Origin of the sequence: Saccharopolyspora indica, assembly GCF_027853965.1 — a bacterium.
GTDB lineage: Bacteria > Actinomycetota > Actinomycetes > Mycobacteriales > Pseudonocardiaceae > Saccharopolyspora > Saccharopolyspora indica.
The window spans coordinates 801072-826563 of sequence record NZ_JAQGLB010000001.1 but is presented as its reverse complement, the minus strand read 5'-3'; the positions used below and the strand labels follow the sequence as shown (position 1 = coordinate 826563).

Here is a 25492-nt window from a genome sequence, read left to right as displayed (position 1 = left end):
TGTTCGTCGTCGCGCATGCTTTCCGCATGTCCTCCGAGATCGCACGACTGCCCTGGTACACCCGCCCGGAAAGCCGGTCCTGGACCTGCGCGCCGGCCCCGGCCGAGGTCCGCCGGTTCCACGCGTCGCTGCCCGGCTACGTCCGGACCCCGCTCACCGAGATCCCGTCGCTGGCCGCCGAACTCGGAGTCGGCCGGGTGTTCGTCAAGGACGAGTCCGACCGGCTCGGGCTGCCCGCGTTCAAGGTGCTGGGAGTGTCCTGGGCGGTGCACCGGCTGCTCGCCGAGCAGGCAGGCCGCCTGCGCCTGGTCACGGCCACCGACGGCAACCACGGCCGCGCCCTGGCCCACATCGCGCGCCGGCTCGGCCACTCCGCGCACGTCTTCGTTCCCCGCGGCGTGCACCCGGCAGCGGTGGCGGCCATCGCCGCCGAAGGAGCGCAGGTCACGGTTGTGGACGACACCTACGACACCGCCGTGCGGGCAGCGGCGGACGCGGCCGGTTCCCAGGACGCGGTGCTCGTGCAGGACACCGCGCTGCCCGGTCACGAGCGGATTCCGGCCTGGATCGTCGAGGGCTACTCCACGCTCTTCGCCGAGACCGACGAGCAGTTGACCGCGGCCGGGGCCGGTCCGGCCGGGCTCGTCGCCGTGCCCGCGGGCGTGGGCTCGCTCGCGCAAGCAGCCGTCACGCACTACCGCAGTCGCACCGCAGCATCCCCGGCGGCATCGCTGATGACGGTCGAGCCCACCGCCGCGGCAGCGGTCCTGCACAGCCTGCGGAGCGGGCGTCCCACCGCGGTGCGAACCGGTGAGACCGCGATGACGGGGCTGGTCAGCGAGAACATCTCCTCCCTCGCGTGGCCGCACCTGCGCGACGGTGTGGATGCCGCGGTCGCCATCACCGACGCCGAGGCCACCGCGGCCGCCCGCGACCTCGGCGCGGCCGGTGTATCGGCAGGCCCGTGCGGTGCGGCGGCCCTGGCCGGGCTGCGCGCGGCCCTCTCCGGCCAGGAGGCCGAGGATCGTCGTGCTGCACTCGGCCTCGGTCCTGCCTCGACGGTGGTCCTGCTCAACACCGAGGGCACTGACGCCAACCCCCACTGGGAGGTCGGCCAAGATGCGCCGGAAACCGGCGACCAGTGATCTCACCGCAGGTGAGGTGCTGGCGTGCCGCTGCCCGCCGAATTGATTTCTCACCCGAGCGGCGGCTCACGACGCGCTAATTTGGGGGCACCCCAAAGCAGAGGAGAGCCTCGTGGGCAAGGTGGTCATGTACAGCTCGGTGTCGGTGGACGGCTTCGTCGCGGACGAGAACGACCAGCCGGGAGCGCTGTTCGACTGGTTGTCCAACGGTGACGTCCCGTTGGACGAGAGCGGCGAGCTGAAGGTGTCTCAGGCGTCCTACGACTGCACCCGGCCGTACTGGGACCAGATCGGGGCGACCATCGTCGGCCGCCACGTCTTCGACATGACCGACGGCTGGGACGGGAAGCCTCCGGGCGGGATCGACCACGTGGTCGTCGTGACGCACCGGCCGGAGCCCGAGGGCTGGGACCCCGAGGCGCCGTTTCACTTCGTCGGCGGCGTCGAGGCGGCCATGGCCAAGGCGCAGGAGCTCGCGGGTGACCGCGTGGTGGAGGTCGCCGCTGGCGACGTCGGTGGCCAGGTGCTCGCCGCGGGCTTGGTCGACGAGGTGCGCATGGACGTCGTGCCCGTCGTGCTCGGGTCCGGCAAGCGCTACTTCGGGTCGGTCCGCGCGCAGCACCTGTTGGAGGATCCGGACGTGGTGATCCAGGGCAACCGGGTGCTGCACCTGCGCTACCGGGTGCGCCGTTGACCGATCGGAGCAGGTGCGCGAGGAAGTCCACTGCGGACGGTGACACGAGATCGTGCCTCCGGCTGCGCATCGCTGTCCCTGGTCGGGCGGCCGATGCGTGACCGGACGACATCGGCGGCGAAGGTGGCCCGCGCCCAGGATCACCTCTCGTACGACCAGCTTCTCCACCGGCGGTGAGCCACGCTGGTCACGACGTGCCGCACCACCGGCAACAACGCCGCGACCAGCGGTAGCGCGATCAGCGCTGCCAGGCCGTGACAGCGATGCTGAGCAGGACGCGCAGACCGCCGGGCAGGCACCCCCTGCGGTGTCGGGTCATCGACGCCCCGATCGCGGCTGCCAGTCATCGTCGTCGTCGATGCCGGCCGAGATCTCCCAGTTCTGCCTGTCCTGGACCGGTGGCCTCGGTTCAGCGTCCCGGGGTTGCCGGGAGGCGATGACGTCCTCGACGTCCTGGCCCTCCCGCAGCGCCGTGTAGGCCTCCTGCAGGTTCGGGACACCGGATGAAAGCGCCTGCACGACGGCGGGGTCCTGCATCGCGACGCCGGAACGGACGTCGTTCCAGGAGAACTCACCCGCGTCGACGCGCCGCTGCAGTTCCTGGAGTTCCTGCGGGGCCTGGCGGCTGCGGGCGTACGCCTCGATCTCGGCCATCTCCTGGTCTGTGATGCCAGGAACGGTCCGGTCGACCTGGGCTACCTCAGCGGCCACTCGCTCGCTCTCGTCAAGCAGCGCGTCGAACTGCTCGACGAGCATGCGCAGTTCCGGGTTGTCCAACGGGTTGGTCATGGCTGCACTCCTTTCGTCGTTCTCGCCCGCATCACGTCAAGCCCCACCGCCGGGACCCGGCCCACCACCGGCTGGTGCCACGCGGTTCGCGGTGAAACCGTTGATCTCGCCTCTGAGCCTGATGCCTGCCCTCACCGCGCTGAACGCACCGCGGGCCGCGTCCTTGGCGCCCTGCGCCGCGGCCTGCTTGCCGTCGTCGAACTGCCCCTTGCCCTGCTGGGTCTCGTCGAGAACATTCGCCGCGTCGTTGACGCTGCGCACATCCTTGATCCTGGCCAGCGCAGTGCCCATCGCGACGACGCCGTCGACCATGGCCTTGACACCCTCGATGAGTTGCCGGACGTTAATGATGATCTTGCGGATGGCGTCGACGAGGTCGATGGCGTTCTTCACCATCTTCACGACCGTCATCCAGGCAGGCGGGAACGCGGCCTTGACCGCCGCGTCCATCAGGATGCCGATCAGCTTGTCCAGCTGCTTCAGCGCGAGCGAGCACATGTTGCGGCAGGTGTCGGCCATGTTCTTGAACCGGCCGCCGATCAGGTTCGCCAGCTGCGAGTCGGCCTCGATGCCGACCGTCCACACCACGCTGATGTGCCGCTCGAAACTCTGCGCGGCCTGGCCGTCCCAGTGCGGTTCGAGCTGCTGCAGTCCCGCGTTGAGGTTGTTGCGCACCGCGTCCAGTGCCTTGGCGACACCGTCCCAGGCGGCCGCGTTCTGATCGATCTTGTCGAAGTCTCCGAGCAACGGCTGGACGAGGGACTCGACCAGGTCCTCACCAGCGACCTTCTCATAAACCCAGTTGACGCTCCGCAGCCTCCACCCGGCGGCCTCGACCAGTTCCCGGGTGGTCTGCCGATAGGGCCGGTCCTGCGCGGAGTTGTTGAGCACCGAGGCCGGGTCCTGCACATCGGCGTACCCGCTCATCTGCTCCCCCCGAGGCCGGCGGCTTCATTCATGACGGACTCGACCTGCTTGATCCGCTCGGAGTTGGCCCGATCGTCCTCCTCGTAGAGATCGACGGACTCGTTGAGCGCATCGGAGACACCGGTCAGGCGCTTGTTGGCGAATTCGAGCGTCTCACCGTACAACCGGCCGACAGCGGTCACCACGGGCTGCAACAGCGTCAGCACCCCGGTGAAACCACTGGTGTCGGCCCCCTTGGCGGCCGCGAACTCACGGATGTCGAGGAAGTGCTGGGCGTTTCGATCCAGCATCTCCGCGTACCCGCGCAACTCGTCGGGTTCGACCTTGAACTTCTCATTCATGGGACCCCCAAGATCCGTAGCGATTCACCGCATCTGACGACCGGGCGTTTGATCTGACTCCCTCCGAAGCAGACCCGGGCACCCGCCTGAACTGGTCCGACGCGCGAGTTCCCACCAGAGCGCGCCGTTCCCGCGGCGATCGCAAGAGTGTCAGGAAACGTGATCGAAGTCAGGTATTCGATCCCGAAAGCATTCGAAGGTAGGCCCTTTTCCGGACCCGTTCGCAACAATTGGCAAGGCGGGGTATCCAAAGTCGCGGTATCCATGTTCCAAAGTCGAACCTCAGATGCGCCTTGCAGTGCGCTTCCGCGTTCGGAAAGGGATCACCAGAGGTGAAGCGGTGCCCGCCGAGTCGTCCTCCGCAGCGGCTTGCGCACTGCATGACATGATCCGGTGATGAGTCCCATCACGATCATCACCGGTGGTAGCCGGGGTATCGGCGCGGCCACCGCGCTGTGGCTGGCCCGGGCCGGGCACGACCTCGTGCTCTGCTACCTCGGCAACCGCGGCGGCGCCGAGGAGGTCGCCGAGCAGGCCCTCGCGCACGGCGTCCGTTGCGTCCCGGTGCAGGCCGATGTCAGCCGGGAGTCCGATGTGGAGCGGCTCTTCGACGCGGCCGCTGAGCTGGGAACGGTCACCGGGCTGGTCAACAACGCCGGGCTGACCGCGCACATCGCCGACCTGGCCGACACCCCGGTGGAGGCGATTCGGCGGGTCATCGACGTCAACTTCCTCGGCACCGTGCTGTGCTCGCGGCGCGCCGCGCAGGTGATGTCGACCCGGCGCGGTGGTGCGGGCGGGGCGATCGTCAACGTCTCCTCCAGCGGCGCGACGCTGGGTTCCCCGCACGAGTACGTCCACTACGCGGGTGCCAAAGCCGCGGTGGACGCCTTCACCGCCGGGCTGGCCAAGGAGCTCGCCCAGGACGGGGTGCGGGTCAACGCGGTGGCGCCCGGGCTGGTGCGCACCGACATCCACGCCGGGGCCGGGGTTCCCGAGCGCATCGACACCGCTGTGTCGCGCGTGCCGGTGGGGCGTGCCGGGGAACCCGAGGAGATCGCGCCGGCCATCGGGTGGCTGCTGGGCCCGGAGGCGACCTACACCAGCGGGGCCGTGCTGCGCGTCGCCGGCGGTTTGTGAGCGCCGAAAACCTGTTGCCGCGCGCCTTAACCTGGTGGGCGTGGGTGAATCGCTGCTGGTCAACTTCGTCTACTGCCACCCGGTGGGGCACGCCGTGGAGGCGCTGCAGTACGCCCTGGGGTACCGGCGGGCCGATCCGGACCGGCGCATCGGCGTGGTGCTCAACTCCGCGACCGCGGTGCAGCTGGCCGACTGGTGCGAGGCCGTCGACGAGCTGTACACGGTGGACATCGACGTGTTCGAGCCCGGCGACGCCGGGATGCTGGCGCACGTCCCGGCCGAGTGGGACTGGGTGGTCGACGACCCGCGCGGCCACCAGAGCTGGCAGCACCAGTTCTTCCCCGGCCTGCAGCGCTACTACGAGCTCTCCGCGCAGCACTTCCGCACCACGCGCGGGCACACGCAGGTCGGTGCGCCCCGGCCTTCCTACCAGCGCCGCAACCAGCTGGAGCTGGCGCTGCCGCAGGAGTCCCGCGACTGGGCCGCCGAGCTGCTGCCCGAGCACGACGGCCCGACGATCGCGGTGCTGCCCGGTGGCAGCGCCGAACGCTGGCGCTACCCGTCGCTGACGTCGTGGCAGCGCGTCCTGGAGGCCTTCGCGCAGCGCTGGCCGCAGGTCCGGTTCTGCCTGACCGGCAAGCACGTCGAGGACGGCCGCACCAGCACCGGATTCACCCGCGCGGAGTTCGAGGCCCTGGCGGAGGTGGCACCGCAGGTGGTGTGGGCGGTCGACGTGCCGCTGGAGCGGCAGCTTGCGGCGTTGCAGCGCTGCGAGATGCTGCTCTCGCCGCACACCGGGTTCGCCTTCGCCGCGATGGCGGCGGGCACCCCGTGGCTCACCCTGGCGGGCAACGACTGGGCCGAGTACTACTTCAACCCCGGCGTGCCGTTCCACTCGGTGCTGCCCGACCTGCAGCGGTTCCCCTGCTACCTGATGCTGGGCAACACCCCCGATCCCGTCGACGACGACGGTCCTCGCGCCCCGAGCATGTCGGCCGAGCGCATCGAAGCCGACCTGCCCGAGCTCCTCGACGGCGCGGCGACACTGCTGGCGGGCCTGGACTTCGAGACCGCGATGCGCGATCACGCCGCCCGCGTGCACGCGCTCTTCGGCGGGCGCCGCGATCTGCTGTACTCGGTGGACGGTCTGCTGGCCGACTACCTGCCCGCCGAAGATCCGGTGTGAGGGATCACGGCGTGCGGAAGCCGCGGAAGGTCACGTGCTTGCGGGTGTCGAAGCCGAGCCGTTCGTAGAGGGCCATCGCACCGGTGTTGGCCTCGACCACGTGCAGGAAGGGACGTTCGCCGCGGGCGGTGATGCGCGCGATGAGGGCGCGGACCAGCCGCGCGGCGTGACCTCGCCCGCGTGCTCGCGGGGCGGTGCACACCGCGCTGATCTCGGTCCAGCCCGCCGGCCGCAGCCGTTCGCCCGCCATCGCCACCAGCTCGCCGTGCTCGCGGATGCCGAGGTAGGTGCCGAGCTCGTGGGTGCGCGGCCAGAACGGTCCCGGCTTCGCCCGCTCGGCGAGGCCGAGCATCTCCGGTGCGTTCCCGGCGCCCAGTTCGACCAGGCCGTCGTCGTGGCCGGGCCGGTTGCCGGTGTAGATCATCTGGCGGGCTTCGAGTTCGAAGACCGGCTCCCAGTCCGGCGGCGGGACGGCCGGGCTGCTGAACATGTCGGCGAACTCGCCGCGGCTGAGCAACCGGGCCAGGTCGGCCCATTCCTGCGGTCCCGGATCGGTGGCGACCGCGGAGAAGGTCGCCACCGCGGGCGGGAAGGTGAGGGCGGCGCCGAACCGGCGGGCGAGGTGGGCGTGATGACCGCGCAGTGAGCTGCGCACCGGGTCGTCGAGTGCGGTGGTGTCGTGGTCGGCCATCGTGCTGCCCCTCGTTCGCGTCCGCTGCCGTCATTCTCCTCGCCCGGCGCGCTAGAGTGACGTGAAGCCGCTCTCAGCCTCGGCCGGTTCCGGCGCCCGGTCTTCCCCGCCGTCTCAGGCGGAATCAATCCCCTCGGCAGGTCCCCATCAACTGGTGCACCGGGAGGGTGTCGTGGCACAACGTTTCGTGGTCATCACAGGAGGTCCGGGCGCGGGCAAGACGACGGTGGTCGAGCGGCTGGCCGCCGCAGGCCACGCCCACGCTCCGGAGGCGGGGCGGGCGGTGATCACCGATCAGCTGGCCATCGGCGGCCGCGGCCTGCCGTGGCAGGACCCGGAGCTGTTCGCCGAGCTGATGCTGGCCTGGGACCTGCGCTCCTACCGCCAGGCCGAGCGCACCACCGGGCCGGTGCTCTTCGACCGCGGTCTGCCCGATCTCATCGGCTACCTGCGGCTGACCGGCCTGCCCGTTCCGGCGCACGTGCGCGAGGCGGCCCACCGCTTCCGCTACCGGACCCGGGTCCTCATCGCCCCGCCGTGGCAGCAGATCTACCGCCGGGACGACCAGCGCCGCCAGTCCTTCGCCGAAGCCGAGAGCACCTACCACCACGTGGCCGCCGCCTACGCCGACTGCGGTTACGAACTCGTCCGGCTCCCCCGCTCCACTGTGGACCAGAGGGTGCGGTTCGTCCGAGATGAGCTGCTGGGTTGAGCGGCCCTAGCCGACGGCTTCGGTGAAGTACTGCCAGCCGTCGAGTTCGACGGTGCGCTCGCCCGGCCGTTGTTGCAGGACAGGCGCCGAGGCGTCCAGCAGGCGCCGCGCGACTCCTGGCTCGTGGAGGTTGAGGTGCTCTCGGCCCGGCAAGCGCAGCACGGTGCCCGACTCGAAGTGCGAGTTCGAGATGATCTTGTCCGGTGCGGGGGCGAAGACGAGAGTCAGACGGCGTCGCGCGCCGCCGCGGTGGCCCTCGGGGGTGAAGAAGGTCAGAAGCAGGCGGCAGTCCGGGTAGCTGGGCCGCACCTGCTGCCGGACGATCCAGTGCCAGGTGTCCCCGTCCACCACCAGGCGGCGGAGACGACGCTCGTCGCCCATTCCCGCAGTGTAGGGGTCAGGGCCGATCGGTCGTGCCGTAGAGCTCGGTGAGCAGGCGGGTGGCGCGGTCGGCGAGCGGGTGCGGGTCCTCGCGCCACCAGATCAGGCGGACCGGGATCGGTGCGGCGTCGCGCACGGGGCGGAACACCACTCCGGGTCGCGGGTACTGGGTCACGGTGCTCTCGGCGGTGATGCCGACGCAGCGGCCGGTGGCGATCACGGTGAGCCAGTCGTCGACGTCGAGGGTGTACTCCACGGCCGGGCGCTTCTCCGGCGGCCACAGGTCGGTGGTCGTGCTGCCCGAGCGCCGGTCGATGACCACGGTCCGGTCGCTGATCTCGGCCAGGCGCACGAAGCGGCGCCGCGCCCACGGGTCGTCGGCGGCGACGGCGAGGTGGCGGCGCTCCAGCCCGACGATCACGCCGCTGAAGCGCCGCTGGTCGGGTTCGGTGCGCACCACGGCGATGTCGCAGGCACCTTCGGCCAGCCCGCCGGTGGCGGAGTTGGTGCGCACCAACTGCAGCTCGGTCTCCGGGAAGAGCCGGGCCCAGCGGCGCTGGAACTGCAGGGTGTGGCGGCCCATCGCCGACCAGGCGTAGCCGATGCGCAGGTGGCTGTGCCCGGTCGTGGCTTCGCGCACCAGGTCCTCGGTCTCGGCCAGGATGCGGCGGGCGCGGGCCAGCACCCGGGTGCCTGCCGCGGTGGGGGCGACTTCGCGGCTGGTGCGCCGCAGCAGCCGCACGCCGAGCGCGGCTTCCAGGCCCGCCAGGGTGCGGGAGACCGCGGCCTGCGAGACACCGAGATCGATGGCGGCGTCGGTGAAGGTGCCCGCGTCGACGATGGCGACCAGGCAGCGCAGCTGCCGCAGCTCCACATCCATGACCAGAGCGTATCGCTGCGGCCGCACATGCATTTTGCGAATGCGCCTGCAACGCTCAGGCTCGCCGCATGCAGACCACGACGACAGCTCCCGCGCAGGGCCCGGCGAAGGCCGGTGGCGGTGCGGGTTTCGCGATGCTGCTCGGCAGCGGGTTGTCCAACCAGCTGGGTGCGGCGATCGGATCGATGGCGTTCCCGGTGATCGGCCCGGCCGGGGTGGTGGCGGTGCGGCAGTGGATCGCCGCGGTGCTGCTGCTGGGTGTCGGGCGGCCGCGACTGCGGGCGTTCACGCTGTCGCAGTGGCGGCTGGTGCTGTCGCTGGCGGCGGTGTTCGCGACGATGAACCTCTCGCTCTACGCCGCCATCGACCGCATCGGGCTCGGGTTGGCGGTGACGCTGGAGTTCCTGGGGCCGCTGGCGGTGGCGCTGGCCGGATCGCGGCGGAGGCTGGACCTGGCCTGCGCGGTGATCGCCGCGGCCGGGGTGGTGGTGCTGACCCGCCCGCAGCCCAGCACCGACTACGTCGGCATCGGGTTGGCGCTGCTGGCGGCGGTGTGCTGGGCCGGTTACATCCTGCTCAACCGCGCGGTGGGCCGAAAGCTGCCGGGTGCGCAGGGTTCGGCGGCGGCCGCCGGGATCTCCGGGCTGGTGTTCGTGCCGGTCGGCGTGCTGGTGCTGCTGCACAACCCGCCGACCGCCGGTGCTCTGCTGTGCGCGGCGGGTGCGGGCCTGCTGGCCTCGGCGGTGCCGTTCCTGGTGGATCTGCTGGCGTTGCGGCGGATTCCGGCTGCCGCGTTCGGGGTTTTCATGAGCGTCAACCCGGTGCTGGCCGCAGGCGTCGGCGTGGTGGTGCTGGGCGAGTCGCTGCAGGTGGTGCAGTGGTTGAGCATCGCGGCGATCGTGGCCGCCAACGCCATCAGCGTCACCTCGGGACTGCGCCGCGGAAACAATTTGGAGTCGCCTCCAAAAATGGAGTAGGGTCCATTCTCGTGACCGAGGGATTGCGGGAGCGCAAGAAGCGCCGGACGCGGCAGCACATCAGCGGGGTGGCCACCGCGCTGTTCGTGCGGCGGGGCTTCGACCAGGTCACCATCGCCGAGGTCGCCGAAGCGGCGGAGGTGTCGGTCAACACCGTCTACAACTACTTCCCCACCAAGGAAGATCTCGTCCTGCCTCCCGAGGAGGCCTCCCCGCAGCGGCTCGCCGACATCGTGCGGGCCCGGCCGGCCGGGCAGTCCGCGGCCGGGGCGGTGCTGGAGCAGCTGCGCGCGGAGGTGGCCCGGCGGGACCGCAAGCTCGGCCTGTCGCCGGGATTCGGCCCGGTGCTGGCCATGATGCGCGCCGCGCCCACGTTGCTGGCCCGCCTGGAGGCGCTGGGCGGGCAGATGACCGAGGCGCTGGCCGAAGTCCTCGCCGAGGAGACCGGTGCCGACGCCGCAGATCCGCTGCCGCGCGTGGTGGCCCACCAGCTCGGCGGCCTGCATTCGCTGGTCTACGCCGAGCTCGGTGCGCGCCTGGCCGCGGGCGCACAACCCGAGGAGCTGGCCGAAGCGGCCTCGCGACTGCTGGAGGCCATCGAGCAAGCGCTCGGCGACAACGTGCTCGACTACGCCATCAGAGAGGACCGGACGTGTTCCGAGTGACCATCCGCGGGAAGTTCGACGGCATCAGCGAAGCGGGTCGCGAGCAGGTGCGCGCCGCTTCCGGTGCCGCGTTCACCGAAGCGGGCTCCTTCACCCACGACGCGAGCGTCTCGGTGTTCACCTTCCGCTGCCAGGTGCCCGTCGGCGATGACGACGACGAGAAGGTGGCGACCCGCCGCGCGCTGGCCGCACTGGAGGCCCACGGCCACCCGCACCAGGTCCTGCGCGTGGCGGCGACCGACATGCGCCAGATCAAGATCCGCCGCAAGACCGGCAAGCGCTGACGGTTTCAGGCGCGGATGCCGCCGAGGATCGTCGCGACGATGCTGTCCAGGAACTCCGCGGCGACGTCGAGGGGTTCGTCCGCGGCGGGCTGCAGCAGGCGGGGCAGCACGACTTCGTAGCAGGCTCCGACGAGCAGCGCCGCTGCCGCCCCGGTGTCGGTTCCCGCGCGGATGCGGCCGTGCCGTTGTTCGGCGTCGAGGTAGGCGGTCAGGGTTTGGCGCAGGTCGTCGCCCTTCTTCGACCGGGGCCAGCCGTTGAACCGGGCCAGCACCTTGGGCTGGCTCAGCAGTCCGGCGAACGCGGGCAGGATTCGCTCGTGCAGGTCGAGGATGTGCCGGAGGTAGCCGGCGAGGCTGGCCTCCAACGTGCCTTCGCCGGGCCGCGGTGGAGCAGGCAGATCGCGTTCGGCCGCTTCGATGTGCGCCAGCAGCGCGTGCGCGAGCAGCTCTTCCTTGTCGGTGAAGTAGTTGTAGAGCACTCCGTCGGCGACCTGCGCCTCCCGCGCGATGGCGCGCACGGTCAGCTTGTCGGTGCGGCGCTGGGCGATGAGCCGCTCGGCGACGCCGATCAGGTGATCGCGCAGATCGGGACTGCTGCTGTCCCGGAGCGCGGCTGCGGTGCGCGGCACCTGCTCTCCCCTCGCGGACTGGATCTCACGTGCGGATCCGGGTGTTCTGGAAGGTCCGGAACAACCACCGCCCATCCTGCCGGACGGCGACCTTGGTCTGGATGGAGAGGTCCTCGGTGCGGCATTCCCGCGCACCGGGCTGCAGAACGCAGTTGCCGCTGTTGATGACCACGGCCAGGTCGGCCGAGACGAACTGCACGCTGCGCTCCCGCGGAGCCGACATCCGGGTCCCGGCCATGAAGGTGTCGAACCCCTGCTGCAGGCTCTCGGCGATGGCGGCACGGCCGTGCAGGTGCCCGCCCATCACGTCGACGAAGTCGGCGTCCTCGGTGAAGGTCGCGGCGAACGCCGCCCCGTCCGCGCCCCACGCTCGCACTTGCTGCTGCTCGAGCTGTTCCAGCGCCGCCCTGTCCGCGTCCCTGGTCATGCGCACCGCACCATCCCATCGTTGTGAACGATTGTTCATGAACGTGCGTTCACGCTATTCGGGTCACGGCTCACCGTCAACCGGCGATCAGCACTTCCCCGCCGATGCGGCACGCGATGCCCGACCCCGCTCGCCTGATCGGATCAACCAGCTGCTCCGAGTGGAGCGAAACCACCGCGTTGGTCCGCGAATGCCCGGTTCGAGTGCCTAGGGTCGGCGGACCGGCCAGGTGCGCCCTGCCCGGGATCCGCTGAGGCCGACCGACGGGAGCGCTCGATGATCAACCGACGATGGCGCGCAGTGGCCGCCGTGATCGCCGCCGCGGGGCTCGCCCTCAGCGCACCGGTGGCGGTCCAGGCGGCAGCACCGGCGGCCAAGCCGAAGACGATGCTGCTGGTGCACGGCTACAACCCGGATCCGCCCACCAAGTGCAACGTCACGACCTGGGACGAAGCGCTGGCCTACTACCAGGACGCGGGCGGCCGGGACCGTTCCACCATGCGCACGATCGGCTACTACGCGGGCGACGCGGACTACTGCGACGACGTGATCGGCGATGGCAAGGCCACCCGCGAGCGCCCCATCCAGGACATCGCCAAGGACTTCGCCAACCACATCTACGAGAAGTACACCAGCAAGGGCGAGGAGGTCGACATCGTCGCGCACTCGATGGGCGGCCTGATCACCCGCGTCGCGGTGCTGGGCACGCGCGAGGGCTGGAGCGGCTTCCCGCCGAAGGTGGCGGTGGAGGACGTCGTCACCCTCGGCACCCCGCACCAGGGCCTGATCAACGGGTGCGGCAACCCCGACGCGGACCCGAACGACAAGTGCACCCGGCAGTGGAACCAGATGACCCCGAAGGACGAAGGCGGTTCCGGGTTCATCGAGAAGCTGCACGAGTCCGCGCCGGGCCGAGGTGACCGCGGACTGGACGATCCGTGGGCCGCCGGGATCGACTGGAGCCTCGTGGGCTCGATCGAGGACGAGACGGTCTCGTACTACTCCGGCATCGACAAGGGCTACTTCGCGCACCAGAAGTACGGCTACGACGAGACCTTCATCTCCGGCTGCTCGGACCCGAACGTCAGCCACGGCAACCTGCGCCAGCTCACCGGCGCAGGCGGTTTCTGCCTGCGCTACTGGCACCACGGCGCCGACGGTGGCCCTTACACCACCAAGGACGGCTGGTCCCCGCTGAAGGTCGCCTTCAAGGCCGCCACCTACAAGGGCGACGACCTCCCCCGCTGACAATGGCCTGTGGCGCGGGAGTTCCCCCACCACAGGCTGTTTCGTCACCGTGACGAAGACGATCAGGGTCGCCACATGGACAGATCACGAGCTGTGGTGGTCTCCGAAACCGCGTCGAAACGCCGAATCCGGCCGCGCGAGCCGAACCGGGGCCAGCCGGGATCACCGGTGGCCGCGAAGGAGACCCACGCCCCGTGCATCTCCTTCGCCAAGGCCACCGGTGGCTCGTCCTGACCGAGCAGCGCCTGCGGGCCGCGCAACACCGGCAGGTCGAGCAGACCGAAGACGAACGGGAGCTCGACGGAGTGCGCAGCGCCGAGCTGACCGTCCACAGCGGACGAACGCCAGGCGAACTCGTAGACGTGCGCGTTGCCGTGGGCTTCGGCCAGCCTGCGCCCTCCTGCGGTGAACATGGCGTCGCCGAGGATCGCCGACCGCAGTTCACCGTGACCAGCACCCGGCCGCTGCGCGCGGTAGGCCGCGATCAGCGCTTCGGGGTCGCGGTGCACCCGGGCGGCCAGTTCGCGGAGGTCATCGGTGGTCGAGGCCATCAGATCGCCCTGCGGCGCGAGGTAGAGGTTGCCCTCCTCGGCGTTGGAGCCCACGAGCAGGTCCACCGCGGCCAGGTCGCTGTCGGCGGGCTGGCGCTCCAGCACCACGTCGAACGGGGTGAGCCCGACGAGCGGGTCGAACTCCCCCGCGGTCTGCAGATCCAGGCCGGTGAGCCCGGGCATGATCTCCACCAGCCGTTCGTCGGGCACGGAATCGAACCCGGCCAGGCTCGGTTCGACGCCGAGGGCGGTAGCCGCGGCACGGGTCACCACCGCGGCCTGCTCTGGTGAGAACGCGCCGAGTGCGTTGCCGCTCTGCACGATCGCGCGGTGGAACAGCCCTCTCGCCTCGGGTGCGGCCAGCAGCGCGGAGACCAGCGTGGCACCTGCGGACTGGCCGAACAGCGTGACGTTGCCGGGATCGCCACCGAAAGCGTCGACGTTGTCCTGCACCCACCGCAGGGCCGCGATGACGTCGAGCAGTCCGCGGTTGCGCACAGCACCGGGCACGTCGAGGAAACCGGTGATGCCCAACCGGTAGTTGAGCGTCACCAGCACCACGCCGTCGCGGGCGAAAGCGGTGCCGTCGTAGAGCGGTGAACGGGCCGAGCCGGAGATGAATCCGCCGCCGTGCACGAACACCATCACCGGTCGGCGCCGGGCGTCCTGCGGGGCCCAGACGTTGGCGGTGAGGAAATCCTCGCCGCGGACCCATCCGGGGCCGAAGAACGGTGTCATGTCCAGCGCCGCGAACCCGTCCCGGCTCGGCTGCGGCGCGGTCGGCCCGGGCCGGGTGGCGTCGCGGACCCCTGCCCAGCCCGGATGCGGGACCGGGGCGGCGAACCGGCCGGGCGGGGTGGCGTAGGGGATGTCGAGGAAGCGCCGCACACCGCCGCGGGTGCTGCCGCGGACCGCTCCGGCGGTGGTGGTCGCGAAGGACTCGGACACGGGTGGTCCTCCTGTCAGATCCGGTCGAACGGTGCCCAGGCCTGGACGGCGAACTTCTCGCCGTCGCGCGCCACTTCGGCCGCGCCGTGCCCGCCGAGGTGCGCGGGCACCACCAGGCTTTTGGTGTCGGCGGCCTGCTCCAACAGCCTGCGGCGGGTGGCCCTGGCCGCGGCCGGGTCCTCGCAGAAGCAGCTGTTGGCCTCGGGTTCGACGAACTGCGCCGCGGTGTGCATCAGGTCCCCGACGAACAGCGCCCGGTCGGTGCCCGAATCCAGGCTCAGCACCGACGATCCGGGGGTGTGCCCCGGCGCTGGGACCAGCCGCAGGTTGCCGTCGATGACGTGCTCGTCCTCCCACAGCAGGGTCTGGCCCGCTCGGTGCACCGGGGCGACGCTGTCGGCGAAGACGTTCTCGTTGCCGCTGCCCAGGGCCGGGTCGTGGCCGTCGGCGGGGTTCCAGAAGTCGAAGTCCGCGCGCGCCATCAGGTAGGTGGCGTTGGGGAAGGTCGGCACCCACTCGCCGTCCTGCAGCCGGGTGTTCCAGCCGACGTGGTCGACGTGCAGGTGGGTGTTGACCACCAGGTCGACGTCCTCGGGCCGCACCCCGGCGCGAGCGAGGTCGCCGAGGAAGTCGGTGTCGAGCTGGTGCCAGACCGGTGCGTTGGGCCGTTCCTTGTGGTTGCCGACGCCGGTGTCGACCAGGATCGTCCTGCCCTCGCTGCGCAGCAGCCAGGTCTGGACGGCGCACACGCACACGTCGGCGGCGGGATCGACGAAGTCCGGCGCCAGCCACGACTCGTGGTCCCGCCAGCTCTGCGCGGGCAGGTCGGGGAAGAACTGGCCGGGCGAGAGCCCGACCGGCCCGTAGTACTCGACGACACGGGTGACCGTGACATCACCCAGCACGATTTCACGCATGGCTGCTCCGGAGGTTCTCGTCGGGGATCTCCTCCAGCCTGCGCGCCGCGGTCACCGGTGAACCAGCCCCGGTCGTGCGTACCACTGCCAGTGGCAGGCACGACCGGAGCGGCTTTCAGCCGAGGACCGCGATGGCCTCGACCTCGACGAGGTGCTCGGGGACGTCCAGGGCCGCTGCTCCGAGCAGCGTGCCCGGTGGGACCGGGGTGCTGCCCAGCTTCGCGGCGGCCCGGGAGACACCGTCGAGGAACTGGGGCATCTTCTCCGGAGTCCAGTCCACGACGTGCACGGTCAGCTTGGCCACGTCGTGGAAGGACGCGCCGACTCCGGCCAGGGCGGTGGCGACGTTGAGGTAGCACTGCTCGACCTGCGCGGCCAGATCACCCTCGCCGACCGTGGCACCGTCGGCGTCCCATGCGACCTGCCCGGCGATGAAGACCAGCTTCGATCCCGTCGCGACCGACACCTGCTTGTAGGCGTCGACCTCCGGGAGCCCGTTGGGATTGACCAAGGTGATGGGCATGCTGCGCGTACTCCTCGTGGTGCTCTCCGACGGTTACTGGAACACCGTAGGAGAGCGTGCTCTGACGTGGAAGAACGCACTTTTCGGTGACTGGGGAACCTCGAGGTGACCGCGCAGCTCAAGCCGTGCCTACCACTGACGGGGTCAGGTTCACCACCGGCGCGGAAGGCATAGTGTGAGCATGAGCAGCTCTGCGCCACGGTCACGAGCACCACTCGACCGCACCTCAGGGGAACGTGACGCGAACCAGCCACGGGAACCGCGAAACGCGAGATGGATCCCGGGCGCGACCACCGCTGTGAATCGCGGAGAGGCGGGACAGCCATGAGCGGTTCTGGGCTCCTCGGCGAGTTCCTGCGGGCACGGCGGGCGCGGCTGCGGCCCGAGGACGTCGGGCTGATCACCCCGCCCGGTCACCGCCGGGTCGCCGGGCTGCGCCGCGAGGAACTCGCGCAGCTGGCCGGGGTCAGCGTCTCCTACTACACCCGGCTGGAGCAGCACCAGTCGGTTAACGCCTCCGACGGTGTGCTCGACGCACTGGCCACCGCACTGCGCCTGGACGATCACGAACGCGCCCACCTGCGGGAACTCGCGGTTCAGCGCCACCACCGGCAGAAACGCCCACCAGCCGAACGCGTCGACGGGCTCACCCGCGAGCTGCTGCAGTCGTTGAAGGACATGCCCGCGCTGCTGGTCGGCAGGCGATCGGACGTGCTGGCGTGGACTGCCCGGGGACATGCCCTGCTCGCCGGGCACATCGACCCGACGGCACCGGAACGTCCCGGCGAGCGACCGAACCTGGCCCGGATGCTGTTCCTGGACCCGCACACCCGCGAGCTCTACGTGGACTGGGAGCGCAAGGCGCGCGGCCTGGTGGCCAGCCTCCGCCTGGCGGCGGGCCGCCACCCCGATGACGCGCTGCTGGCGTCGCTGGTCGGCGAGCTGTCGGTGAAGTGCCCGGAGTTCGTCGCGTTGTGGGGCGACCACCGGGTCAAACCCTGCCAGGGCGACGCCTTCCGGCTGCGCCACCCGCTGGTCGGCGACCTGACCATCACCCAGCAGGGCCTCCAGATCCCCCGAGCACCGGACCAGTCCATCGTGGTGGTCACGGCCGAGGAAGGCTCCAGCTCCGCCGACACCCTGGAACTGCTGGCCCAGCTGACCGCGAAGCCCGCCGGTGACAACGAGATCCAGCAGACGCTTACGTGAGCTCGAGTAGACCCACAGCTCGCCGTGGCGCTGCAACCTCTCTGGTCCAGTGCCGGGACAGACTGGGCTCTTCCGGTGTCAGCGCGAGGCGAGCCAGCCGCGGTGCAGCGCTGGGGAGAGGTCGTGGGCGGCGGAGAGGGCGAGGTTCTCCGCGTCGTGCAGGTAGCCCTCCGTGGTGGTCAGGGAGGCGTGGCCCAGGTCGCGCTGGACCTGGCGGGCTTCGGCGCCCCGGTTCTTGGCGTGGGTGGCGTAGGAGTGGCGTGCCGAATGCGGGTGGATCGTCTCGCGCAGCGGTTCGAGGTGCAGCGCGATGAACGCGGCCTGCTCGGTGGCGAGCAGGTCCCGCAGCCAGCGCGCCCGGGGCGGTGGGGCGTCGGCGGGCGGGGCGAACGTGGCGCACAGCCGCCGCAGCACGGCTTGCACGTGGGAGACGTGCACCCGGGCCCCGGTGCGGGTGATGAACAGCGGCTCGCGGGGCCGGGTGCCGACCTGGCCGGTGCGCGCGGGCACTGCGGCGGGACGGCGCTCGGCGAGGTAGGCCTCGACGGCGTCGGCGACCGGCGGCGCCAGCGCCACGCGCCGGTCCTTGGCCCCTTTGCCGTGCACCCGCTGGGCGGCCGGCCCGCCGGGTTCCGGCCGGTGGTAGTCGTCGATGTCGATGCCCACCAGTTCCTCCGCGCGCACCCCGGTGCCGATGAGGATCTCGACCATCGCGCGGTCGCGGAGTCCGTGGCGGTGGCGGTCGACGAGCAGGTAGGAGGCCAGCAGCAGCGCGCGGCAGGCCTCGAAGGACCACAGCACGGTGCTCGACGGGGTTCCGGCGGGGCGGTTGAGGTGCTGGGCGGAGCGGTCGACCAGGGCCACCGGGTTGTGCTCGGCGAGGCCTTCCCGCAGCAGGTACTTGCGGTAGAACGCCGACACCGCTGAGAGCATCCGCGCCCGGGTGGCGTCGCGGTAGCCGGCGGCGGTCAGTTCGCCGAGCCAGCGCTCGACGTGCTCGACGCGGATCTCGGCGAAGGAGGTGAACCCGTTGCGCAGGCACCACGGCAGCCATTCCAGGCCGGTGGGCTGGCTTCGGCGAGCGCGGCCCCGGCGCCGCGTGGGATCCGGTGGCCGGTAACCGGGGACCCAGTCCAGCGGGATCCCGAGGTCGGTGGCGTAGGCCAGGCGGGTGTTCAGCGACGCGTAGATGCGCAGGAACTCCGCGAACCGCTCCTGGCCGGACTTGCGCAGCTCCTCCTCCAGCGGGGCGATCGCCTTGGTCACGAGCACCTCCTCTCCCCTGCCGCGCCCGGCGTCCGCGGCGGTTTCATGATCGGGCACCGCCCGGCTCCGGCCGCCAGCGGGGTCGGAGCCGGGCGGTTCGGGAGTCAGGACGTGAGCCGTCGCAGCGCATCGTGGGCGGGTGGACCCCAGGTGGCCTTTCCACCAGGACGGCCGTGCACCCCGGCATCTCCGACGTGCATGAGCATCAGGGCTTTGATCACCGCGCAGCCGCGGGCACGGCGCAGCATCGCGGCATCCGCGGTGGGCCGGTAGGAGCGGTGGAAGTGCTCGGCTCCGCCGTCGGGCAGCAGGATCCACGCGGCGGACAGGTCGTGGGCCGGGTCGCCTGCGCAGAGATCACCGAAGTCGATCACACCGCAAATGGTGCCGTTGTCGGTGAGGACGTTGGCCGGGTGCAGGTCGCCGTGGAGCCACCGGGCCGGTCCTGTCCAGACCGGCGCGGCCAGGGCGTCCTCCCACACCGCGCGGACCGCGTCCGGGTCGGAGACCAGACCGAGTTCGGTGGCCGAGGCGAGTTGTTCGGAGACCCACCCGGCCGCTTCGGCCAGCGGTCCACCACGACCGCGGCCGGTGGGCGCCTCCTCAGGAGCGGTGCGGTGCAGCGCCGTCAGGAAAGCGGCCAGAGACTCGGCGGCGTCCTCAATGCGGGTGACCGGAGCCCGGTCGGCCGGCTCGCCCGGTACCCAGGTGGTGACGATCCACGGCCGGGGAAACAGTCCGGAGGGTTCCCCCAGCCGCTGCGGGACGGGAACCGGCAGCGGCAGCTGCGGGGCGAGTGCGGGCACCCAGGTGTGTTCCTTGCGCAGCAGGACGTCGGCGGACTCCGTGGCCCAGGGCAGCCGGACCGCGAGATCGTCGCCGAGGCGCCACAGCTGGTTGTCCCAGCCCCGCGCCCCGAGCTCCACCGGCAGATCGGCGAGATCGGGATGCTGATCGCGCAGCAGGTCGCGGATCAGCTCCGCGGTGATCTCGGTCTTGGTGCGGGTCATGCCCAGCAACGTACTAGGACCGCGATCACCGGCTCAGCTGCGCCAGCAGTTCTCCGGCCTGCGGACCGAAGGTTGCCTCGCCGGTGTCGTGCGACTGCTGCAGGTACCGCACGGCCTGGTCGGTGTCGCCGTCCTTGCCCAGCCGGGCGCCGATGTCGGCGCCGCGCTGCTGGGCTCGCGACGGCGTCCAGGATCGTGTGGCCTTGGTGCGCAGTTCGTCGCGGACGGTGGCCAGGTCTCCGGCGTGGTGGTGGTCGACGCCGGTGCGGACCGGGGCAGCCAGCAGGGCGGCGCCGGTTCGTCCAATGGGGACAGAGCCAGGCCGGCCGGGTCGGGTGTGCCGGGATGGGCGCTGCGGCCTGCGGCCGATACCAGGGGTGACCGGAGTCGACCGCGGCCCGGTAGGTGCGGGATCGCCCGAGTGCTCTTGCAGGTGCGTTTCGAGAACGCCTGTCATTCGGCGGTGAGAACCGCCAAGGTCACCGAAGGCTCACGATCCGTACTGGCGGGCGCGATGTCGCCGCACGGCATCCCTGTTGGCGCACACCCGGGTGCAGTAGCGCTGTCGGCCGCTTCTGGTGAGGTCGACGAACGCCTGCGCGCATTCGGCGAGCGCGCAGCGGCCGAGGCGGTGCATGCCGTGCTCGGTGAGGTGCTTGGCCGCGGCCACCGTTGTCACGGCGCGGATCGTCGTCGCCAGTGCGACGTCGTCGTCGCGGTAGTGCAGGTGCCAGCCCGAACCGTCGTGGTCGGTGATCCGCGGATAGGCGGCCGCTTCCGCGAGCAGGTCGTTGAGCAGGGCGACACGTTCTTCTTCGGTCCGCGCGTCGATCACGGCGGTCCACCGCCGCGTGAAGCGCGAGATCTCCTCCAGATCGGCCTCGCACGCCGTGACGTGGCTGCCAAGACCGAATTCGTTCCACCGGTCGGCCAGGTCCTCCGGGCTCAGCGCCGGACGGTTCACGAGATCGGCCGCGAGACGCAGAGCATCCCGGTAGTAATGGTTTTCTGGCACAAGCCTATTACAGCAGAGTGCAGGCATGCCCAACACGATCGTCGGTGCCCGATGAACGCCAGCCTCGATTCCGCGACGTCGCGGACCGGAACCCGGCGGCTCGTCCTCGCCCTCGGCGGCCTCTCGGCCGCATCGCCGTTCGCCACCGACATGTACGCCCCCGGCTTTCCGCAGATCCTCGTCTCGTTCGGCACCTCGGGAACCGCCGTCCAGCTGTCGCTGACGGCGTGCCTCGTCGGGCTGGCCATCGGTCAGATCGTTCTCGGCCCGCTCAGCGATGCGATGGGCCGACGGCGCTTGCTTCTGATCGGTTCGATCCTGTTCACGGCGCTGTCGTTGGTCTGCGCGCTCGCACCGTCCATCGCGGTGTTCAACCTCGCCCGTCTGCTGCAGGGAATCGCAGGCAGTGCGGGGCTGGTCATCGGCCGGGCCGTCATCAGCGACCGGTTCACCGGCGCCCGTGCAGCTCGCCAGCTCTCGGCGCTGAGCGTGATCGCGATGACCGCGCCGGTGCTGGCGCCGGTCCTCGGAGGCCTCATTCTGGGCGTCGGCTCCTGGCGGCTGGTGTTCCTCGCACTGGCCGCGAGCGGGTTGTTGCTGTCGATCGCGGTCTGGGCGTGGATTCCCGAGTCCCTGCCCGCCGAGCAGCGCCGGGCCGGTGGCCTGCGGGCCGTGGTGGTGGCGATGGGTGGTCTGCTGCGGCGCCGTGAACTGATCGGCTATCTGCTGGTCACCGGTTGCGGTCTGGCTGCGCTGTTCGCCTACATCAGCGGTTCGCCCTTCGTCTTCCAGACCGTCCACGGCCTGTCCCCCGCCGGTTACGGCTTCGTCTTCGCCACGAACGCCGTCGGCACGGTGGCCGCCGGTGCCCTGTTCGGACGGCTGGCCGGCCGTGCGCGGCTCAACGCGCTGCTGGTCATCGGCGTGGCCGTGATGACGGGCTCCGCGATCGTCCTGGTGGGCCTGCTCGCCGTCGGTGCCGGTACGTTCACGGTCACCTGGGTCTGCTTGTTCGGCGTGACGTTCGGGTTCGGGATCGTGCTGCCCGCGGCGACCACCATCGTCCTCGCCGTCGGCAGCGATGCCCCTGGTGCTGCTTCCGGTTTGCTCGGCGGCGCCCAGTTCGTGCTCGGCGCCGTGGCCGCACCGCTGCCGGGTCTCCTGGGCAGCACGACTGCCATGTCCATGGCCGCGGTGGTGCTGATCTTCGCCGTCCTCTCCGCGCTGGCACTGGTCGCCCTCGCCCGGCCGTGGGAGGACCACGGCGAACCGGCCGCCCGGCGCTGAGCCTGCGGCATCCGTTCGACGACCACGGCGAACCCTTCGATGGCGTTGTTTGCGGATCTCGGGATACGAAGTTGTTTCGTCACGGTGACGGATCGGGGAGGCGCTCGAAGCCTGCTTGCCCCTGGTCGGAATCCGGCCAGGGGCAAGAGGGCACCCACTCGCGCCAAGCGCTTTGAGCCAGCGCGGAGATGTCGGGTTCGACAGCTCGTCCGCACCGTTTGAGTTTATATCCATAATCCTCCTTATTTATATGAAGTCGAACGGCTGCGACACTCTGCTTAGTTTCCAATTAAAACCTCCTATCTGATGTTAGAGTTCAGGAACTGAAACATGGTGTGACAGGAAAGTGCAGGTCAGAGCTGTATGAGTGTCGAGGTGGAGCACTTGGGAGATGGGGATGGGCAGGTTCAGACGGCTGCCCCTGCACGCCGGGGCAGCCGGGAGCAGCGGCGGGAGGTGACGTTGCGGGCGCTGGCCTCCGGGGAGGACGCCTTCTGCGCCTACTGCGGGCAGGTGCTGCCGCCGTTGCCGCCGCGGGGCGGGCGGCCGACCCCCTACTGCCCCGCCGATCCCGACCGCTACGGCAACTGGGGCGCCAAGACCATCACCTGCGCGATGCTCGACGAGCACCGCGAGATCTGGGTGCAGGTCTACGGTCCGGATCAGCCGATGACCCGCTTCGACGTGCACACCCTCGACGAACGTCTGACCGTGCTGCACTCCGCGCTGGATCCGGTGCGCCAGGAGGTCGCGGCCCTGCAGGCCCACACCGCCGGGGAACTGGCTTCCGCGCTCGCCGCTCGCGAGGCCGCCGAAACCGGACGCCAGCAGGCCGAGCAGTCCGCGCGCTCGGCCGAGACCGCCCGCGAGCAGGCGGTTTCGGCGGCTGAGCAGGCGCGGAGCGAGGCCGAGGAAGCCCGGCAGGAACGAGCGCTCGCCGAGGAACAGGCCAGCCGGGCGGAATCCGAGCGTGATCGGGCATTCGCCGAGCGCGATGAGGCACAGCAGGCGGCTGAGGACGCTCGCAGTGACCGTCAGCGGGCTCTCGCACAGCTCACCGCCGCCCAGGACCGCATCACCGAGCTGCAGGCGACGCTGGCCAACGAGCGTGCTGTCGGGCTTGAACGGCTCGATCAGCTGCGTCGCGAGGAGGAACGAGTTCGTCAGGATTTGCGCGGCACCCTGGTCGAGAACGGCGAGCAGCGGCTGCGCGCTCAAGCCGAGGAACACGCTCTGCGGCTGCAGAACGTCCAGGATGCCGCTGATCGGCGCATCGCGAAGCTGACCGATCAGCTCGCCGAAGCCGCGCACGACTACGCCAGCAACCTGGCGCCGCTGCACGGCCAGCTCGATTCCCTGCGCAGCGAGGTGGCCCGCTGCGGCGAGGCCGAGGCGGCCGCGCGCCGGGAACTGGCGGAGCTGAGGAGCCGGATCGCCGGTGCTCTGGGCAGCGCTGAAGACGATGCCGCGCTGCGAAGGCATGTCGAGTCGATGCTGGATACCGGCACGCCGGCCGCTGATCACGAACCAGGATCGTCACAGTGACGAAACCGGTCGGTGTGGCTGGGAAGCTCGATCTTGACCTGGGGAACGGCCGGATCATCCGACGGTCAGGACCAGCGACCGGGTGAACCCGGGGCATTCCCCTCCGCCCGGTTGCCGTCGCCGGTGCGCTTCGGGGTTGGGGGCGGATGGTTGCGGGTGCCCGGCTAAGGTCCGGGGTGAATCGGGTGCCTGTACCGGAGGTGGGACTTGTCGGGGAACCGTCCGAGTGCGCAGGAACTGGACGCGGCGGAGGGGGCGAGGATCCCGGATGTCCTCTCCCCCGATCTGCGGGTGCTGTTCTGCGGGATCAACCCCGGTCTGTGGTCGGGTGCCACCGGGCACCACTTCGCCCGCCCGGGCAATCGCTTCTGGCCCGCGCTGCACGCCGCCGGGTTCACGCCGCGGCTGCTGGAGCCGCACGAACAGGGCGAGCTGCCGGGTTTAGGACTGGGCATCACGAACTTCGTGGCGCGGGCCAGCGCGCGGGCCGCGGAGTTGTCCGACGACGAGCTGCGGGCCGGTGGCGTGGCGCTGGCGGCGAAGGTGCGGCAGTACCGCCCGCAGTGGGTGGCGGTGGTGGGGATCACCGCGTACCGGGTGGCTTTCGGTGAGCGGCGGGCGACGGTGGGTCGTCAGGACCGGCTGATCGAGGGCGCGCAAGTGTGGGTGCTGCCCAATCCCAGCGGTCTCAACGCGCACTGGACGGCGGGCACGCTGGCCGCGGAGTTCCGGCAGTTGCGGCAGGCTGCGCTGCCCGAGCCGCTGGCGGAACGCTGCGACCACGAGACTCCCTGCTAGGCGGCGAGCGCCGGGCGGTGGCCCGCATCCGCGCGGTGCGGGCCCGCCTTCCCCCGCGGATCAGTTCAGAACAGGCCGGGCTCGATGCTGCCCATTCCTTCGAGCAGCCGCATCGCCATCGGTTTGGCGGGCACGATCTCGGCTGCTTCGAAGCGGGCGATCTCGGATTCGGGGACGCCGGTGGCGTCGGCGAGCCTGGTCTGCGTCCAGCCCTGCTCGGTGCGGATGAGGGTCACCAGCCGCACCAGGTCTTCGGTGTCGTGGGGGTGTTCGGTTTCCTGCTCGGTCTGCGCTGGGCGGTCGCCGCCTTCTGGCATGGCTGTTCCTCCTCGTCGTTCGTGCCCGCGCTGGCCAGCGGGCGGCTGCGGACACGCTACCGGAGTGGATCTCCCGGTCTCCGACCGTAGGCGCACCGGCGCGCGGGGTCGCGAGCCGAGTTGCTCCGGTGTGGACGATCGGCGGCAGCCCGGTGGCCGTTTGTGCTGGTGGAGCCAGGATTCCGCTGTACGCACCACATCTGGCGGAGCAGTTGATTGCGCTGAATGGTGGAGTCGGCACTGGGCGTGATCGCCGGGGAGAGCTAGGGAACACGGGGGTGTGCTTTATCTGTCCGTTACCGGTAGGGTCTGATCGGCTGGAACGGGAAGACCCCGTTCCGGTGACACTGGCCGTTTGCTCCCTCGCAGAGTCGATACGGATGACTATTCAAGACGACATTGCTCGACCGTGGTTCCAGCCGGTGCTCCCGACGGCGGCGCAGCAGGCGCCGCGTCCGGATGCCGGGCCGCCGACAACTCGCATCGTCGGTCAGCTGCCGTTGGACGAGGTGATCGTTCCCACTCGACCGGTTCCCCCACCCACGATGGCCGACGCGCCGGAGCGGGTTGAGGTCACCCAGCCCTACATTCCCGCGATCCGCGATGAGCAGCCCGAGTTCGCCAAGCGGCTCAACCCCGATCCCCCGGCGGCCTCGCCGGTGTTGACGGGGCCGCAGCCGGCCGTCGCGCCGCCGCAGCCCAAGCCCGCCTCGCGGCCTGCCGCGAAGGCACCGGCGGCTCCGGTGAAGAAGCGCAGCCTGGTGCGGCGCGTGGTGCGGCGGATCATCGGACCGGACCTGTTGCGCAAGGACCCGCCGAAGAAGCGGCGCTGACCCCGAGCGTCAACAGCGGTGGCCTCGGCCCTGGCGCAGACCTGCATCCTGCGCCGGTGCCGGGGCCGCTGTCATTTCCGCAGTTCGAGGTGAGATCCCTGTACAACCACGAACCTCCCGGATACCGCTGCCCGTTCTGCATGCTGCTGGCCGGTCA

General features: G+C 70.7%; 30 protein-coding genes. 14 read left to right on the top strand and 16 right to left on the bottom strand.

Translation table 11 applies throughout. The features are described from left to right. The first annotated feature begins 26 nt into the window (after positions 1–26). Both OU416_RS03810 and OU416_RS03805 read left to right on the top strand, forming a co-directional pair. Positions 27–1145, top strand: a complete 1119-nt coding sequence (locus tag OU416_RS03810; protein ID WP_270925382.1) for a pyridoxal-phosphate dependent enzyme — start codon at positions 27–29, stop codon at positions 1143–1145. Positions 1146–1257: 112 nt separating this feature from the next. Next, positions 1258–1839 carry a dihydrofolate reductase family protein gene (locus OU416_RS03805; protein WP_270925381.1) on the top strand — a complete coding sequence of 194 codons (582 nt, stop codon included), beginning with the start codon at positions 1258–1260 and terminating at the stop codon, positions 1837–1839. Between the two features lie 315 nt (positions 1840–2154). Here OU416_RS03805 and OU416_RS03800 read toward each other — a convergent pair whose 3' ends face one another. From OU416_RS03800 to OU416_RS03790, 3 genes are read right to left on the bottom strand one after another with little or no spacing between them, the layout of a single operon-like run. Further along, positions 2155–2628: a hypothetical protein gene (locus tag OU416_RS03800; RefSeq protein ID WP_270925380.1), complete on the bottom strand. Its 474-nt coding sequence runs from the start codon at positions 2626–2628 to the stop codon at positions 2155–2157. Positions 2629–2664: 36 nt separating this feature from the next. Next, on the bottom strand, positions 2665–3555 hold the full coding sequence (locus OU416_RS03795; protein WP_270925379.1) for a WXG100 family type VII secretion target: 891 nt from the start codon (positions 3553–3555) through the stop codon (positions 2665–2667). Further along, entirely contained in the window at positions 3552–3896 is a 345-nt protein-coding gene (locus OU416_RS03790) for a type VII secretion target (protein WP_270925378.1), read from the bottom strand. The genes OU416_RS03795 and OU416_RS03790 overlap by 4 nt, the downstream gene beginning before the upstream one ends. 396 nt (positions 3897–4292) lie before the next feature. Between OU416_RS03790 and OU416_RS03785 the strand changes: the two genes are divergently transcribed. Both OU416_RS03785 and OU416_RS03780 read left to right on the top strand, forming a co-directional pair. Beyond that, positions 4293–5036 carry an SDR family oxidoreductase gene (locus OU416_RS03785; RefSeq protein ID WP_270925377.1) on the top strand — a complete coding sequence of 248 codons (744 nt, stop codon included), beginning with the start codon at positions 4293–4295 and terminating at the stop codon, positions 5034–5036. Positions 5037–5076: 40 nt separating this feature from the next. Next, positions 5077–6222, top strand: a complete 1146-nt coding sequence (locus OU416_RS03780) for a glycosyltransferase family 9 protein (RefSeq protein ID WP_270925376.1) — start codon at positions 5077–5079, stop codon at positions 6220–6222. A gap of 4 nt (positions 6223–6226) precedes the next feature. Here the strand turns inward: OU416_RS03780 and OU416_RS03775 are convergent, their stop codons facing one another. Beyond that, entirely contained in the window at positions 6227–6913 is a 687-nt protein-coding gene (locus tag OU416_RS03775; RefSeq protein WP_270925375.1) for a GNAT family N-acetyltransferase, read from the bottom strand. A 172-nt stretch (positions 6914–7085) separates the two neighbouring features. On the opposite strand from OU416_RS03775, the gene OU416_RS03770 reads away from it, so the two are divergent. Beyond that, positions 7086–7625 carry an AAA family ATPase gene (locus OU416_RS03770; protein WP_270925374.1) on the top strand — a complete coding sequence of 180 codons (540 nt, stop codon included), beginning with the start codon at positions 7086–7088 and terminating at the stop codon, positions 7623–7625. Between the two features lie 6 nt (positions 7626–7631). Here OU416_RS03770 and OU416_RS03765 read toward each other — a convergent pair whose 3' ends face one another. Continuing rightward, on the bottom strand, positions 7632–8006 hold the full coding sequence (locus tag OU416_RS03765) for a hypothetical protein (protein ID WP_270925373.1): 375 nt from the start codon (positions 8004–8006) through the stop codon (positions 7632–7634). Between the two features lie 16 nt (positions 8007–8022). After that, on the bottom strand, positions 8023–8886 hold the full coding sequence (locus tag OU416_RS03760; RefSeq protein WP_270925372.1) for a LysR family transcriptional regulator: 864 nt from the start codon (positions 8884–8886) through the stop codon (positions 8023–8025). Between the two features lie 68 nt (positions 8887–8954). On the opposite strand from OU416_RS03760, the gene OU416_RS03755 reads away from it, so the two are divergent. Genes OU416_RS03755 through OU416_RS03745 form a run of 3 tightly spaced genes read left to right on the top strand, consistent with a single transcriptional unit; the run spans position 8955 to position 10812 of the window. Then, positions 8955–9863: an EamA family transporter gene (locus OU416_RS03755; protein ID WP_270925371.1), complete on the top strand. Its 909-nt coding sequence runs from the start codon at positions 8955–8957 to the stop codon at positions 9861–9863. Between the two features lie 11 nt (positions 9864–9874). Next, on the top strand, positions 9875–10528 hold the full coding sequence (locus OU416_RS03750; RefSeq protein WP_270925370.1) for a TetR/AcrR family transcriptional regulator: 654 nt from the start codon (positions 9875–9877) through the stop codon (positions 10526–10528). Next, on the top strand, positions 10516–10812 hold the full coding sequence (locus OU416_RS03745) for a DUF6204 family protein (protein ID WP_270925369.1): 297 nt from the start codon (positions 10516–10518) through the stop codon (positions 10810–10812). Before OU416_RS03750 ends, OU416_RS03745 begins: the two co-directional genes overlap by 13 nt. Positions 10813–10817: 5 nt before the next feature. Here the strand turns inward: OU416_RS03745 and OU416_RS03740 are convergent, their stop codons facing one another. Beyond that, complete coding sequence (locus OU416_RS03740) at positions 10818–11441, bottom strand: TetR/AcrR family transcriptional regulator (RefSeq protein ID WP_270925368.1); 624 nt, start codon at positions 11439–11441, stop codon at positions 10818–10820. A 25-nt stretch (positions 11442–11466) separates the two neighbouring features. After that, on the bottom strand, positions 11467–11868 hold the full coding sequence (locus OU416_RS03735; protein ID WP_270925367.1) for an SgcJ/EcaC family oxidoreductase: 402 nt from the start codon (positions 11866–11868) through the stop codon (positions 11467–11469). A 276-nt stretch (positions 11869–12144) separates the two neighbouring features. Here OU416_RS03735 and OU416_RS03730 point away from each other — a divergent pair, with 276 nt between their 5' ends. Beyond that, positions 12145–13116 (top strand): esterase/lipase family protein, encoded by a 972-nt coding sequence (locus OU416_RS03730; RefSeq protein ID WP_270925366.1) that lies wholly within the window; start codon positions 12145–12147, stop codon positions 13114–13116. 62 nt (positions 13117–13178) lie between these two features. On the opposite strand, the gene OU416_RS03725 is transcribed toward OU416_RS03730, so the two are convergent. The 3 genes from OU416_RS03725 to OU416_RS03715 form a co-directional block, all read right to left on the bottom strand. Then, complete coding sequence (locus tag OU416_RS03725) at positions 13179–14615, bottom strand: carboxylesterase/lipase family protein (protein WP_270925365.1); 1437 nt, start codon at positions 14613–14615, stop codon at positions 13179–13181. 14 nt (positions 14616–14629) lie between these two features. Further along, entirely contained in the window at positions 14630–15532 is a 903-nt protein-coding gene (locus tag OU416_RS03720; RefSeq protein WP_270925364.1) for an MBL fold metallo-hydrolase, read from the bottom strand. A gap of 115 nt (positions 15533–15647) precedes the next feature. Continuing rightward, on the bottom strand, positions 15648–16055 hold the full coding sequence (locus tag OU416_RS03715; RefSeq protein WP_270925363.1) for a RidA family protein: 408 nt from the start codon (positions 16053–16055) through the stop codon (positions 15648–15650). 324 nt (positions 16056–16379) lie between these two features. Here OU416_RS03715 and OU416_RS03710 point away from each other — a divergent pair, with 324 nt between their 5' ends. Beyond that, positions 16380–17264, top strand: a complete 885-nt coding sequence (locus tag OU416_RS03710; protein ID WP_270925362.1) for a helix-turn-helix transcriptional regulator — start codon at positions 16380–16382, stop codon at positions 17262–17264. A 78-nt stretch (positions 17265–17342) separates the two neighbouring features. On the opposite strand, the gene OU416_RS03705 is transcribed toward OU416_RS03710, so the two are convergent. Genes OU416_RS03705 through OU416_RS03690 form a run of 4 tightly spaced genes read right to left on the bottom strand, consistent with a single transcriptional unit; the run spans position 17343 to position 20582 of the window. Beyond that, the gene (locus OU416_RS03705) at positions 17343–18587 is read right to left on the bottom strand and encodes a tyrosine-type recombinase/integrase (protein WP_270925361.1); all 1245 of its coding nucleotides are present in this window, start codon (positions 18585–18587) and stop codon (positions 17343–17345) included. 47 nt (positions 18588–18634) lie between these two features. After that, positions 18635–19540 (bottom strand): aminoglycoside phosphotransferase family protein, encoded by a 906-nt coding sequence (locus tag OU416_RS03700; RefSeq protein WP_270925360.1) that lies wholly within the window; start codon positions 19538–19540, stop codon positions 18635–18637. A 25-nt stretch (positions 19541–19565) separates the two neighbouring features. Continuing rightward, positions 19566–19997 carry a hypothetical protein gene (locus tag OU416_RS03695; RefSeq protein WP_270925359.1) on the bottom strand — a complete coding sequence of 144 codons (432 nt, stop codon included), beginning with the start codon at positions 19995–19997 and terminating at the stop codon, positions 19566–19568. Positions 19998–20030: 33 nt separating this feature from the next. Next, complete coding sequence (locus tag OU416_RS03690) at positions 20031–20582, bottom strand: CGNR zinc finger domain-containing protein (RefSeq protein ID WP_270925358.1); 552 nt, start codon at positions 20580–20582, stop codon at positions 20031–20033. Positions 20583–20606: 24 nt separating this feature from the next. Between OU416_RS03690 and OU416_RS03685 the strand changes: the two genes are divergently transcribed. The 3 genes from OU416_RS03685 to mug all read left to right on the top strand — a co-directional run bounded on the left by OU416_RS03685 (position 20607) and on the right by mug (position 24185). After that, a complete protein-coding gene (locus tag OU416_RS03685; RefSeq protein WP_270925357.1) occupies positions 20607–21842 on the top strand; it encodes a multidrug effflux MFS transporter in 1236 nt (411 codons plus the stop codon). A gap of 462 nt (positions 21843–22304) precedes the next feature. Next, positions 22305–23387: a coiled-coil domain-containing protein gene (locus OU416_RS03680; protein ID WP_270925356.1), complete on the top strand. Its 1083-nt coding sequence runs from the start codon at positions 22305–22307 to the stop codon at positions 23385–23387. Between the two features lie 207 nt (positions 23388–23594). Continuing rightward, positions 23595–24185 (top strand): G/U mismatch-specific DNA glycosylase, encoded by a 591-nt coding sequence (mug, locus tag OU416_RS03675; protein ID WP_270925355.1) that lies wholly within the window; start codon positions 23595–23597, stop codon positions 24183–24185. Positions 24186–24250: 65 nt separating this feature from the next. On the opposite strand, the gene OU416_RS03670 is transcribed toward mug, so the two are convergent. Beyond that, a complete protein-coding gene (locus OU416_RS03670; RefSeq protein WP_270925354.1) occupies positions 24251–24502 on the bottom strand; it encodes a helix-turn-helix domain-containing protein in 252 nt (83 codons plus the stop codon). Positions 24503–24882: 380 nt separating this feature from the next. On the opposite strand from OU416_RS03670, the gene OU416_RS03665 reads away from it, so the two are divergent. Continuing rightward, a complete protein-coding gene (locus tag OU416_RS03665; protein WP_270925353.1) occupies positions 24883–25335 on the top strand; it encodes a hypothetical protein in 453 nt (150 codons plus the stop codon). Positions 25336–25492: the final 157 nt, after the last annotated feature.

What these genes read in the sequence shown, in the direction of transcription:
- OU416_RS03810 (WP_270925382.1), top strand. Translation starts at nt 27, where the DNA reads ATGTCCTCCGAGATCGCACGACTGCCCTGGTACACCCGCCCGGAAAGC.
- OU416_RS03710 (WP_270925362.1), top strand. Translation starts at nt 16,380, where the DNA reads ATGAGCGGTTCTGGGCTCCTCGGCGAGTTCCTGCGGGCACGGCGGGCG.
- OU416_RS03760 (WP_270925372.1), bottom strand. Translation starts at nt 8,886, where the DNA reads ATGGATGTGGAGCTGCGGCAGCTGCGCTGCCTGGTCGCCATCGTCGAC.
- OU416_RS03765 (WP_270925373.1), bottom strand. Translation starts at nt 8,006, where the DNA reads ATGGGCGACGAGCGTCGTCTCCGCCGCCTGGTGGTGGACGGGGACACC.
- OU416_RS03685 (WP_270925357.1), top strand. Translation starts at nt 20,607, where the DNA reads ATGAACGCCAGCCTCGATTCCGCGACGTCGCGGACCGGAACCCGGCGG.
- OU416_RS03665 (WP_270925353.1), top strand. Translation starts at nt 24,883, where the DNA reads ATGACTATTCAAGACGACATTGCTCGACCGTGGTTCCAGCCGGTGCTC.
- OU416_RS03715 (WP_270925363.1), bottom strand. Translation starts at nt 16,055, where the DNA reads ATGCCCATCACCTTGGTCAATCCCAACGGGCTCCCGGAGGTCGACGCC.
- OU416_RS03795 (WP_270925379.1), bottom strand. Translation starts at nt 3,555, where the DNA reads ATGAGCGGGTACGCCGATGTGCAGGACCCGGCCTCGGTGCTCAACAAC.
- OU416_RS03690 (WP_270925358.1), bottom strand. Translation starts at nt 20,582, where the DNA reads ATGCCTGCACTCTGCTGTAATAGGCTTGTGCCAGAAAACCATTACTAC.
- OU416_RS03775 (WP_270925375.1), bottom strand. Translation starts at nt 6,913, where the DNA reads ATGGCCGACCACGACACCACCGCACTCGACGACCCGGTGCGCAGCTCA.
- OU416_RS03790 (WP_270925378.1), bottom strand. Translation starts at nt 3,896, where the DNA reads ATGAATGAGAAGTTCAAGGTCGAACCCGACGAGTTGCGCGGGTACGCG.
- OU416_RS03735 (WP_270925367.1), bottom strand. Translation starts at nt 11,868, where the DNA reads ATGACCAGGGACGCGGACAGGGCGGCGCTGGAACAGCTCGAGCAGCAG.
- OU416_RS03730 (WP_270925366.1), top strand. Translation starts at nt 12,145, where the DNA reads ATGATCAACCGACGATGGCGCGCAGTGGCCGCCGTGATCGCCGCCGCG.
- OU416_RS03720 (WP_270925364.1), bottom strand. Translation starts at nt 15,532, where the DNA reads ATGCGTGAAATCGTGCTGGGTGATGTCACGGTCACCCGTGTCGTCGAG.
- OU416_RS03700 (WP_270925360.1), bottom strand. Translation starts at nt 19,540, where the DNA reads ATGACCCGCACCAAGACCGAGATCACCGCGGAGCTGATCCGCGACCTG.
- OU416_RS03670 (WP_270925354.1), bottom strand. Translation starts at nt 24,502, where the DNA reads ATGCCAGAAGGCGGCGACCGCCCAGCGCAGACCGAGCAGGAAACCGAA.
- OU416_RS03755 (WP_270925371.1), top strand. Translation starts at nt 8,955, where the DNA reads ATGCAGACCACGACGACAGCTCCCGCGCAGGGCCCGGCGAAGGCCGGT.
- OU416_RS03785 (WP_270925377.1), top strand. Translation starts at nt 4,293, where the DNA reads ATGAGTCCCATCACGATCATCACCGGTGGTAGCCGGGGTATCGGCGCG.
- OU416_RS03800 (WP_270925380.1), bottom strand. Translation starts at nt 2,628, where the DNA reads ATGACCAACCCGTTGGACAACCCGGAACTGCGCATGCTCGTCGAGCAG.
- OU416_RS03695 (WP_270925359.1), bottom strand. Translation starts at nt 19,997, where the DNA reads ATGACAGGCGTTCTCGAAACGCACCTGCAAGAGCACTCGGGCGATCCC.